Raw genomic sequence first — 12,188 nt, 5'->3', positions numbered from 1 at the left:
TCCCTCTTTCTGTTACCACGCTCTGAATCTCTGCCGGACATCTGCTATCGCGAACACGCGTTTCCGGCCAAACTGATCGCTCAGACGGCCTCCAAGAAGAGCGCCGATGACGATGGCGAAGGTAAGGGAGGCCGACAGCAGACCGAACTGCTCGTTCGTGAAGCCAAAGACCTGCTGATAGATTGTTACTGCGGTACCTGATGTGATAATGGCACATGAGTCGATATAGGATGCCATTCCGGATACGACTCCAACCCACCAAGGATTCGGACGTCGCAGCTTTTTGCCCACATAGACGTCGGGGAGCTCTGCCATGAATACCCCTTCTCTCGTTTTGTTGTACGAAGTCCAGAAGTTATTCGACATCGCAGCGATCATATTGGGCGCCTGTTATTCATTTTTACGCAATGTCATTATCATGGAAACTCAAACCCATCAGCATTCCTACGGGCGGTAGATTCTATTTGGCAAGCGGTTTTCGGATGCAAGTCAGTGGGTAAACCCGATTCAGGACCAGAAACCATTTTGGCACCACGGGCGTAATTCCTTTTCGGACCAGTTGAAAACCAGCGCAGACATATCCAAGAGTTATTTTAATTAATCATGTCTCTGGACCGAGCTCTCAGCAAAACAACACTCTGGTACGAGTCCTTTCTCGTTCATCCTCTCATTCCCAAGCAGGCGAATAGGTATGACCATATTGTCGGTTTCCTTAATATGATTAAAAATCGATTCGAATACCTGCAGAATCATCGAAACTTGGAGATCTCGTCAGCTCTCCTTAAACATTCAGAAGGGATCCATACATCTGTGCTCTTTCACGGTTATCGATACCGATTCAAAAACCACGCCGTTTAACTGCTTGATTCAGTAACAAGGTCAATATAAATCAGCATCTTCTAAATACCCATCAATCACCTCTAGTCTTGGCATCGCATGAGCTCCTATCTCACGTTCAGCCCCGAGCAGCAATGCTTCTGCCAGACATAATGGAGCGATATAGGAGTTCGCGAATCCCAAGCTAACAACCTCTGCTGTAAATATATTTTTGGCGAAGTTCGCAAATGGACAGCTGAGCTTATCAGTTACAAGAACAGTATGCACGCCTGCACCGCTTGCAATTTCAAGCAGAACTCGACAGATCCGAGAATATCTCGCGAAGCTGAAGATTAATAGCAGATCCCCACGTTTGCAATCGACAAGCTGCTCGATAGCGGTCGCACCAGCATTGCTCAGCAGGGTTACCCGTTCGCGCATCATGCCCAATCTATGCGCCGCATACATAGAACAACAATGCGAGCCGCGAAATCCCGCCACAAAAATGCGTGTTGAATTCGCGAGCAAAGAACAGACATCAGTAAAAGCCACCTGATCCAGTGCCGTATCATTAAAAGTTTTGAATAGGTTCTCAGTCGTTTTTTGCACGAGAGCATCTGCAAGATCATCTGAATCTAAACCCTGTTTCTCGCTGTGTAGTTTTTGACTTGGCATAAGGCCCTGCGCTTGACGATCCATGAAATCATCCTGTAACTTCTGACGGTACTCCATATAGCCTGCAAAGCCCAACCGTCGAATAAATCTGATGATCGAGGCATCGCTAGTATTTGTATGTGCAGCAAGATCTGAAACCGTGAGAAAAGCGAGCGAGTCGAAATTGTCCAGTACATAGTCTGCAATAGCTGATTCGGTCTTAGTGAGCGACAGGGCCTTTATTTTTTCTTTCATGTCTTCAAGAACTGAAGCACTCATATGACGACTCCCAACGCTTTTTTGGATAGCTATGCACTTGTAGTGTACATAAAACCAAAGTGAGTCATCATATGCAAGTTGAAGTCCACTCCTTATCCGTCCTAAATGATGCGCCAAACACTTCGTCGGAGATGCCTATCTCAGTTTTGAAATTGCGATCTCGATTCGATTAAACGCCTTGTCGATGTTCTCGATGGAATTTGAGTAGGAGATGCGAACCTTTTCTTTGATATTGAAACTTTCTCCTGGCACCAAAGCGACCTTGGCTTCATCAAGAAGATAGGAAGCGAGATCAAATGAATTCTGAATCGTCTTATTGGCCGTTTGTTTTCCGATTACATTTGAAACGTCAACAAGTGCGTAAAAAGCACCCTGCGGCAAACGGCAGGTAAAGCCTTCAAGCTCTTCGATACGCTTCACCACGTAGTCCCGACGTCGCTTGAATTCGCATACCATGAGGTGAACATCTTGGTCACCGTATCTGAGCGCATCTATCGCGGCTTTCTGAGCTATGGCATTTGTAGCAGAAGTCGTTTGGCTCTGTATTGCCTTCATCGCCTTGATAATCGTCCGAGTTGAAGCAGCATAGCCTATGCGCCAACCCGTCATCGCAAAAGCCTTCGACATACCATTCACGGTAACTGTTCGATCACGAATACTATCACCAAGCGATGCAATACTTACATGTTCACAGTCTTTGTCGTAAATGAGCTTCTCGTATATCTCGTCTGCAATTACATAGAAATCATGCTTGCATGCCAGATCAGCCAAGCGCTCTAGGCTGTCGCGCGAGTACACAGCACCGCTCGGATTGTTCGGCGTACAAATAATTATGGCTTTTGTATTTCGTGTGATAGCAGCCTCTATCGCATCGAGATCAAGCGCGTAATCTTCGCAAACAGATACAAAAACCGGGGTTCCACCGGCAAGCCTCACCATATCCGTGTAACTCACCCAACAAGGAATTGGTATCAGGACCTCGTCTCCCTCGTCAACAAGGGCCATGAGTGAGTTATAGATCGCTTGCTTTGCACCAACTGTAGCGCAAATTTCTTCCATGCCGTATATGACTTTGTTATCGCGTTCAAGCTTCTTTGAGATCTCCCTACGAAGCTCAAGAATACCTGGACTGGGGGTGTATTTGGTAAAATTATCGCAAATCGCTTTTATTCCAGCAATTTTTGCAACCGCGGGTGTCCCAAAATCTGGCTCGCCCACATTGAGAGAAATGATGTTTTCACCAGCTCCTCTCAGCTCCGCAACCTTAGCGATCAAAGCCGACGTCGGCGATCCACCAATGTCGTTCATCCTCTTTGCTAACATATCTTTCCTCTCTTGTTGTGTATATTTCGCATTTTCAGAATTAATGTACTGTCGTAAATTAGCCTGATTGTTGAGTACAAATAGTTTGCGATTCTTTTTGTGTCATATTTGCAGACCAAATCCCTTCCTGTTTTGCCGCAATCAACGTCCCAAAAACACCTCCTGCAACATTCAAAGTCGTGTGTCCCATGTCGATTAAGCGGTATAGACCTGCAATAGCACCCATGATGTCAACGGGGAGTCCAACGAGACCGAGAATCACCGTGCCAGTTGCAACGCCTCCGCCAGGAATTCCCGGTGTGGCGATTGACATGAATGTCGAAACGCATACCACCATGGCAATTTGAGTCACAGAAAGCTGAATTCCATACATTTGAGAGACGAAAATCGCAAGGACGACTTTATAGAGTCCGGCTCCGGCTTTGCAGATTGTTGGACCAAGAGAAATGGAAAAACTTGCAAGTGAATTCGGGACCTTGAACTTATCGGTAACGACGGTCATTGTAATAGGGATCGTTGCTGCGCTTGAATTCGTCGACACAGTGTTAACAAACACCGGGAGGAGATTACTCAGAATTTTCGAGATGCGAAGCCCTGTGTAAAAACGAACAATAAGCAAAAGAACAATAAATCCAACCACGCAACAGGTCAGGTCCGTAAGAATATACAAAGGCAAACCGCCAAATAGCTTTCCGCCATATACAGCAGTCGTCCAGCCAATTAAACAAAACACACCAATAGGCGCATACCACATGATGATGTCTAACATTTTATACGTCGTCTGCGCACCTTGTTCCATGATACGAACGAGATGCTCGCCATTCTTTCCGATAGTAATAAGAGCAAGCCCAAACATAACTGAAAAGAAAATTACTTGCATGAAATTTCCGTTTGACATAGCGCTTACAATATTTGAAGGCACGATACCGGTGAAAAAACCCAACATGGACACTTCGCCAACTGAGGAAGCGTCATAGGATTCCGATGGAGTAAAATTAAGGCCGATCCCGGGATTGATCGCATATGTGATACCGGCGGCGATCAAGCAGCAAATAAAAACAGCGATAATGTAGATGAGGATAACCCTACCGCCGACTTTTGCGAGCTTTTCGGTATCTTTCATCGATGCAATTCCGCTAACAATACTGAACAAGATCATCGGCACGACAATCATTGTGATCAGATTCATGAAGATGTCTCCAAGGACCTTCGACGATGTGGCGACACTCGGAGCGACCGTTCCATAGATGATGCCAAGAAACAGCGTGGCGGTCGTATATATCGCCAAACGTTTCTTGTTGAATATGGCTTTTAGCATGACTAATCACGCTGCTCGTCATATCGGGCGTCAATTATTTCCACATTCTTTGAGTTGAGGGTCTCGCCTACCCACTGTCTCTTCGCGGTACCTTTTGCTGCTGCTTCTACTTTGCTATGGTCAAGTGCAGAAAGCTCCCGGGCATTTGCAAGCACATTTTTCGCATCTGCGAAAGGAATGGCGATCACGCCATCCGGATCACAAACCATGATATCACCAGGGTTTATTGCAAGGTTACCGCACGAAATCGGCACGTTGACTTCGCCCGGACCTTCCTTATATGGCCCACCCGGAGTCGATCCCGTCGCATAGATCGGAAAATCCATTTTCCGTACTGCCCCGACATCCCGTATCGGCCCGTCGAGAACTATGGCGCCAACATCCATATATCGTGCATAGGTAAACATAATCTCACCCATGAGCGCACGAGACGCATCACCCTCGTTGCCAACAACGAGAATATCCCCGGGTTCAATCATTTCGAGAGCTGCGTGAATCATAAGATTGTCCCCCGCCCGCGTTTTGACTGTAAGAGCGGGCCCTGCGACGATTGAGATACTTGGATTTGACATAAGACGGATCCGAGGGTTGACGGCACAAGACCTTGACATCGTATCCGCAGTGTTCGCACAGGGTATCTGTGCGAATTCAGCAAGAAAATGTGGTTTTGGTCTACATATCTTTTTGAAAACTCGATTTCCAACAGACATTGTCCCTCCATCTCTAGATGAATTATTTACTCTTAATATAATAATGAAGAATGATTTTATTCATTCAGATTAGCAAGTATCCGCCGTCCGGTATTTTAATTGGCGTGAGCGGTTTTGCACTACAAGATAACCCGGCGGTGAATTCCAATAACAAGCTCGTCAACTCCGTCAAGAGATGACCGCATCGGGCTCTTTGGAATCATAGGACAAAGAGGCTCTTCGCAAAGGCCAACGTTTTCTGACGCAGTGAAACTCCGCTATCGTGAATATCGGCAAGTAGCAGCGTTTCCCTTGTCTTTCATCACGAGTATCTTTACTTGTATTTTACAAGTAAAGATACTCGCCGATGAGCGCCACGTACACACAGCTTATCTGTAGACACGCTTATACAATCGGTGCCCGGCAGATACTTTCTACCAGAGATCTCCTTACACGATAAACGTCATCGAGAATCGAATTGCGGAGAGTTCTCCTCATGTTTGTCTTGCTGGTGATTTCTGATTCGAAAACACATTCAGCCTTATGAATATCGGAGCGACCTCAAACGTAAGACAACATCATTTGGGGATCTAGTGAGAAATGCCTTTGGCAACAGTATCTCAAATACTGCAAACGATCCCATTTTCCGAAATCTGTTAGTTGGACTCCTAGCAATTACTGCGCACAGCAGCTGCACGGCAAAGCCGTCTTCAATTGTGCCATCGTGCGAATAATCCAATCACAGTGTCTAGTTCGCAACTGCCTCTTTATCAGTTGGGACACACGTCACGGAATCGTTTCGGTCAAAGATATCTCGGAACCAAGCCCCAAAATGATTGTTCACAAAATGGATGATGTTACCGATGGCAAAGAAGGCGATTATCGTTCCGATGTAAATGTTGTTAGGGGCTAGCACCGGAACGCCAATGAGAAAACTGATACCGGCAGTAACGAAAAGCAGAATCCCGTCCCATAGCCATTTGGCTCTTCCAAAAGGAAGCTTTGTTAGATGTGCGAGAGCCTGAACTCCACCATCCGGAGGGTTCGGAACAAGATCCATGTTGACGACCATGGTGCACCCAATCGAAATTAGCAGCACGGATGCCGCAAACAGAACAACTCTAACCTCAAGTGCAAGCTCCGCCCCATTGAGGAGCAAAGCCAGAAGAGATCCATACATATCAACGATATGGCCGAAGATAAACGAGAACGGCAGCTGCAGAATGACCTTCATACGGATCCGCCGGTAGACGATGCATTGAAACAGCATATCTATACAGTAAACGATGGTACAAGCTGTTCCGAGCGTCAACCAGGGGGCACCATATCTCAGGCCTGCAACTGAGACGATGTTCGGAACGGAGTTTGTTGTGGAGATGCCTAATGCACTTTTAACGTTAAGAAAAACTCCGAGGGCAAGTATGAAAATGCCAGCGATGTATACAGTCCAGCGTTTCCAAGCGTTTGATCTGTTCATAGTGATACTCCTTTGCCGATTGAGGCCAAAGACCCGCGCTTCTCTCGATGCTCTGCCCAAGCTGTCTCAAACCAAGAGTCAGGATTTGGAATCTCGCTAACCGGTTCTGTCCAAGTTGCAAAGTCATCTTGAATACTTTTCTTTGTGATAATCCTGAGATTTGAAGAGACGCGCGTTTGCGCGCCCATTGAATTCAGCTCGATATTCCCACCAGATCTTTTGACAAATGCCGAACCTCTAGAACCGAACGTTTTTGCAGAGGCGTCGATGGCACTGATGACAGCTGCCTGAGAGATGATTGCATCGCGCGCCTTCACCAGATGTGGAAGATCTTCCACACATCGGACCCCCAGCAACTCTCCGCGCTCAACCGCCACTCTGATACCTGAAAGCTTCTCGCGAAAACGCTCGATCGCGTCCATATCGCGAACTTGGGCTGCAAAGGTGCTCATCGTCTTTTGCAATTCACTGACGATGGGACGGCACGTATCGGAGCCAGTTATATGCAATGCCAGCTTTCTTAAACAACTCTCAGCCTCTTTTAGAATGGCGGAGTTCTCAACAGTGAAAGACCCGAAATGTGCTTCGCTTGTAATCACGATGTGCTGAGCCGCTCTCATGGAGCCGACTTGCGTCGAGTTGAGTGCGCTCCCCCCTGGGCGGTAAGCGCCAAATGTGCCTGCAGCCTCTCCGGCGACATAGAGCCCCCGTATGCTTGACTGCCAGTTGTCATCCACTCGAATCCCACCGTTGCAATGCTGCGCACACATCGCGATTTCAACCATCTCATGTTCAAGATCGATTCCGTGATCCCAAAACAACTTGACAGCAAGCGGATTCATCTTCGTCAAACGATTGAAAGGATTGCCGAACAGCACACCGGATCTCTTCAGGTATTCAAAAGCCTCACCTGAAAGCTCGCTGAAACCGTTCTTAATGCCAAGAGGATTTCTGCGAAAATCCAGAAAGACGCGGTTTCCCTTGACCATCGTCTCCTCATAGACCGCTAGATCGATCCTCGACGACCCATCGCATTTCCCGACGTCGAACGGCCATTGATAGCCCTTGTAGAAGGTCATGTCCACAGCCTCGATCGGAGTTAAACCGTAATCCGAGAGAAACTCTCGTTCGTTTCCCTGCGAATCTATCGCGACATAGCGTGGTAGAGCCTGCTGATAGGTGCCTGAAATATTCCAGCGAAAACCAACAGATGCAAGTCCATATTGCCAATCTTGGAGATTCGCCGCCTCAGCTCCTGCCTGAAGTGCTGCACCGCTCATACCAGTCTGACTTTCGGGATATGCCACGACTTCGTATATGCTCGCCGGACTTCCCGTGCACCAGATCAAGTTCGAGCAGACGAAGATCACCAGCTTCAATCGTCCTTCAGCTGCTGAAAGCAGATCGAGACAGATCACTCCGCGGATACCATCAGATGAGGTGAGAATGTGGAACGCCATAAGCTTGTCGCGGATCTCGATGTTCTTCATCCTGACTGAACGTTCTAGAGCCTCAGTCATGTATCTCGACGTCAGCGGGCCAGCGCTTGTGCCGCGTTGACAGGGATCATGGTCGGTCTTATAACCTATGAATTGGCCGTAGGCGTCAGTCGGAAAGTCGACCCCTAGGTTCACGAGCTTCATGAAGCACCTGACTGAATTAGCCGCCTCCGCAAGCGCGACCCTTCCGTCTACTCCCCCGCCCTCGAAGAGCGCGCGCGCCATATCCGCTGTTGAATCGGGGTTTCCAGGCCCGATAGAAAGCTTATAATATGTCTGCTTGTCCGATCCAGCGTTGCGAGAAGTGCCCATGTCCATACCCTCGGTCACTAGCACGCAATTTCGCTGCCCCAGATCGCATAACCAATCCGCAGCGTTCAATGCTGCGGCCCCAGATCCCACCACTGCAACTGCACGGTGGCAGATTTCAACTTTAGCTGAAATCTTTTGTCCGACTCCTGTGATAACCGAAACTCTCAGGTTCTCATCTAGCACAATCTGCTCCTAAAGGCGTTGAATATGAAAGCCGCCGTCGACATCCAAATAGCTCCCAGTCGTATACGGAAATGCACCGCGTGCGAAGGAGGAGACGGCGAGCGCGACGTCCTCAGGCACGCCCCATCTTGAGATTGGAAAGACGCCGTCATGTATGAGTTTGTCGTACTTGTCTTGGACGGCAGCGGTCATATCGGTCTTGATAACACCCGGGCGAATCTCATATACATTGATGCCCTCTGGAGCCAGACGGTCAGCGTACAGCTTCGTGAGCATTGCGATTCCCGCTTTGGAGACGCAGTACTCACCGCGTGATATAGACGAAACAACCGCCGAACACGATGAGATGTTCACGATGACACCCCGCTCGATGATACCTGCTTTACGCTCTTGAATCATCTCGATGGCAAACTCTTGGGTGGTGAACATATTGCCCTTGAGATTGATATCGAGGACCCTGTCCCAGCTCTGTTCGCTCACGTCTAAGATATCCGCTCGATATTTCGGGGCCACGCCCGCATTGTTCACCAGGCAATCTATTCGGCCGAACCGCTTGAGTGTCTCTTGCAACAAATGAGATCTGTCCCGTGGGATGGACACATCGGCTCGAACGAAGAACACGTCTCGTTGCGGCTCTTCAGCCCACTCCATCTCTCCTTTGTAGTAGCCCTCGTCGTGAGTCCCGACTATAACGACAGCGAAGCCATCGTCAGAAAGCTGTCTGGCGATCGCGCAGCCGATGCCGCGAGTGCTTCCAGTGACGACGGCGGTCTTGTTATCTTCTCGTGCCAAGATGACTCCTTCTCCTGAATTGATCACACCTACTTCAAGTTGTTCGGTCTGCACAGCTCTTTAGAGCCTCTTCTGTTGAGTCGTTCGTCTACGACCATTTTGATATACAGGCAGATAGACTTCTGAATCCCTCACGACACACCCAGTTGTTCCGTGGTCGCGCATGATCTGTGTACATTTTGAGCATGCTACGCAGCATTTGGCCGGATCCATAGATCCGAAGGTAAATATATCGTGGGCGGCATCGGGATATGCGAACGCTGAACGCCCCTGTCCCACGAAACCGCAGCCGCCAGCAGCAAGATTGGCGGCCCCGGCATTGGGAAGAAATTGTCGCAACCACGAATACCCGTTGCCAACAATAGGAACTTCACCTGCAACGGATTGCAGTTCTCGGGTATAGCGAAATATGCCCTCGATAATTTTGAGCTGAGAATCCTTCGACGCGGGAGACCCAGCAGGTGCGATATTAGAGGGCCTACCCCATTGAGAGAATCGATAATAAGGGTTGGAGGAAGACAGTCCCAGCAGATCCGCGCCCGCTTCGATCAAGACTCGGACGAGCCGTTTTGGTTCAGAAGCGTCCCAGACCATATAGTCATCATGATCGACTCCAAATCCGTACGGATAGGGATGCACATCGAACGCATTGAGCCGGACTGCAACGATGAAGTCGTCGCCCATTGCCGCTCGCACAGCTTTGACGGTCTGGAGCAGGAAACGCGACCGTCTCTCCAGCAAAGAGCCTCCGTAACGGCCTGGCCGCGTGTAACCGCCAAGTAGCTCACTTACGAGATATTTGTGTACCGCTTTTATATCAACACCGTCAAACCCAGCATTTCTCGCCAAATGGGCCGACTTGACAAATTGCTCCGTGAGCATATCGAGATATCCATCGGTAACCACGATGGCGTTGTTCCGTGTCACCTCTGATTGTTCGAGATATGGGTCATGATATGCAACTAGCGGCTCAGGCGCGCCTCGGGGCGCGCTATACCTACCTGAATGGGTCAGTTGTAAGATGTTCAGCGGTGCGGCACCGTTTGAAGCGCGAGCAGCTCGTTGAGTCTGCTGGACGAGATCCGCGAAGCTGCGAACGTTCTTCCCAGTCAGCATCATCGCGCGAGGGTTCGCGCGACCTTCCTCGACGACTGCATCGGCCTCCCACCACAAAAGCCCCGACCCACCACTGGCATAGCGCATATATCGACGACAGGTCAGCTCGCTTGGAGTGCCGTCACCGGTGCAGTCACACCCCTCCATCGGAAGAATCGCCATGGAGTTTTCCGCTTTTTTTTGTCCGACCTTGACGCTGCGGTGAAGAGGATCGAGATCCTCGCTCAACTCAATATCAAGCTTTTCTTCATTTATCTCGCGCCTGAGTTCTTCTAGGCTCCGATAGTGGAACCTTTGAAAATTTTGCTTTTCCATGGTATTCCCTCTGTTTCATTGTAGAGTGGACCATTCATTGCTTCTATCGTTCTTATAACGTGTAAGCGCTTACATATAGTATATTTATTTACTGACTCTAAAATAACAATTATATCTTTTGATCGATAAATGGTAGCTAATAAAATGTAAGCGGTTACAAATGACTAACTCATTATTTGATATCGCGTCCTTCGACGACGCTAGGAGCGAATACGGCCTTTCGCTGATACAGAAAATGCGATACGCTTGATTTTGCTTTTTCAATCAGATCCAAGGCGATTGCCATGCGCCTGCAAAGGATATCATGACCATATACGATATCGCACAACGAGCGGGTGTCTCCATTGCCACGGTATCCCGTGTTGTCAACGGCTCTTCGAAGGTGCGCGATGAAACGAGACAGCGCGTTTTATCTATCATAGCTGAATCCGGGTATCTGCCGAATGCGTTCGCCCGAGGCTTGGGAACCGATTCGATGAAGACTGTCGGACTCGTCTGCGCAGATATCGCGCACCCTTTCATGGCGCACGCGGTATCCTATCTTGAGCGGGCACTGCAAAGCAATGGGTACGATTGCATTCTCGTCTGCTCCGACCTTGATGGCGATTATAAGCGTACGAGCATTCAACGTCTGCTGGCTAAGCGCATCGATGCGCTAATCCTCATCAGCTCAAAATACGAGGACGCGATCTCTTCCGATAACGAACCAGATTATGTCGCAGATGCAGCACGTTGCGTTCCGGTCTTTGTTATCAATGGCCGTATCCCAGGGGATAACGTCTATTGTACTTTCAGCACTGATTTTGATATAGTTCGCGAGATCACGGCCTCGCTGATCCGTTCGGGAAGAAAGAGGATCCTGTTTCTTTCAGATGCTCCACGATTTGTAGTTCTTCGTCGTCTCAAAGGGTATGAGCAGGCTCTACGGGATGCAAAAAAACCGATTGATCCGACTCTTCAGATCGTCACGAGAAATGAGATTGCGTACACGGAGCAAATGCTAGTCGAACGAGTGCAAAATGGCTTGAACTTTGACGCGGTCGTTGCAAGCGAAGATGATCTTGCGATCGCCGCGATAAAGTTTGCGGCGCATACTGGCAAATCCATTCCCGAAGATCTTGAGATCTACGGTTTCAACAACACGCCACTCGCATCGAGCTGCGAACCCGAGCTGACGTCCGTGGACAACCAACTCGAACTCCAATGCGCCGAAACAGTGAGAAACCTGCTTGCCGTGCTCAATGGGGAGACTGATATACTGCAAGCAAGGGTTTTTCCTGCCCAAATCGTAAAACGACAGACAACGCGATAAAGTATCTCAAGGGTGTATCCGTCTATGAACCTGCTGCACAGTCATGGGCGAAACCCTTCAGCTACCACCTCACTCCTGCAGCATTCAATGCTCCATCTGCTAG

General features: G+C 48.8%; 10 protein-coding genes. 1 reads left to right on the top strand and 9 read right to left on the bottom strand.

Translation table 11 applies throughout. The annotated features are described in order from the left end of the window. Positions 1-12: 12 nt before the first annotated feature. From CORGL_RS02790 to CORGL_RS02750, 9 genes are all read right to left on the bottom strand, one after another. A complete protein-coding gene (locus CORGL_RS02790; RefSeq protein WP_013708405.1) occupies positions 13-315 on the bottom strand; it encodes an MFS transporter in 303 nt (100 codons plus the stop codon). 564 nt (positions 316-879) lie between these two features. After that, complete coding sequence (locus tag CORGL_RS02785; RefSeq protein ID WP_013708404.1) at positions 880-1,749, bottom strand: MurR/RpiR family transcriptional regulator; 870 nt, start codon at positions 1,747-1,749, stop codon at positions 880-882. A gap of 135 nt (positions 1,750-1,884) precedes the next feature. After that, the gene (locus CORGL_RS02780; RefSeq protein WP_013708403.1) at positions 1,885-3,072 is read right to left on the bottom strand and encodes a pyridoxal phosphate-dependent aminotransferase; all 1,188 of its coding nucleotides are present in this window, start codon (positions 3,070-3,072) and stop codon (positions 1,885-1,887) included. Positions 3,073-3,130: 58 nt separating this feature from the next. After that, a complete protein-coding gene (locus CORGL_RS02775; protein WP_013708402.1) occupies positions 3,131-4,390 on the bottom strand; it encodes a dicarboxylate/amino acid:cation symporter in 1,260 nt (419 codons plus the stop codon). A 2-nt stretch (positions 4,391-4,392) separates the two neighbouring features. Next, entirely contained in the window at positions 4,393-5,100 is a 708-nt protein-coding gene (locus tag CORGL_RS02770; protein ID WP_013708401.1) for an RraA family protein, read from the bottom strand. Positions 5,101-5,827: 727 nt separating this feature from the next. Continuing rightward, positions 5,828-6,556, bottom strand: a complete 729-nt coding sequence (locus CORGL_RS02765) for a YczE/YyaS/YitT family protein (protein WP_013708400.1) — start codon at positions 6,554-6,556, stop codon at positions 5,828-5,830. Next, positions 6,553-8,550, bottom strand: coding sequence for an FAD-dependent oxidoreductase (locus CORGL_RS02760; protein WP_013708399.1), 1,998 nt, complete (start codon positions 8,548-8,550; stop codon positions 6,553-6,555). The genes CORGL_RS02765 and CORGL_RS02760 overlap by 4 nt, the downstream gene beginning before the upstream one ends. Positions 8,551-8,559: 9 nt before the next feature. Beyond that, complete coding sequence (locus CORGL_RS02755) at positions 8,560-9,342, bottom strand: 3-ketoacyl-ACP reductase (protein ID WP_013708398.1); 783 nt, start codon at positions 9,340-9,342, stop codon at positions 8,560-8,562. 60 nt (positions 9,343-9,402) lie between these two features. Next, positions 9,403-10,773 carry an oxidoreductase gene (locus tag CORGL_RS02750; RefSeq protein ID WP_013708397.1) on the bottom strand — a complete coding sequence of 457 codons (1,371 nt, stop codon included), beginning with the start codon at positions 10,771-10,773 and terminating at the stop codon, positions 9,403-9,405. A 304-nt stretch (positions 10,774-11,077) separates the two neighbouring features. On the opposite strand from CORGL_RS02750, the gene CORGL_RS02745 reads away from it, so the two are divergent. Next, on the top strand, positions 11,078-12,085 hold the full coding sequence (locus CORGL_RS02745; RefSeq protein ID WP_013708396.1) for a LacI family DNA-binding transcriptional regulator: 1,008 nt from the start codon (positions 11,078-11,080) through the stop codon (positions 12,083-12,085). Positions 12,086-12,188 lie beyond the last annotated feature (103 nt).

The organism is Coriobacterium glomerans PW2, assembly GCF_000195315.1.
Classification (GTDB): domain Bacteria; phylum Actinomycetota; class Coriobacteriia; order Coriobacteriales; family Coriobacteriaceae; genus Coriobacterium; species Coriobacterium glomerans.
The sequence above is the reverse complement of the archived record's forward strand: the minus strand, read 5'-3'. Positions and strand labels throughout refer to the sequence as shown.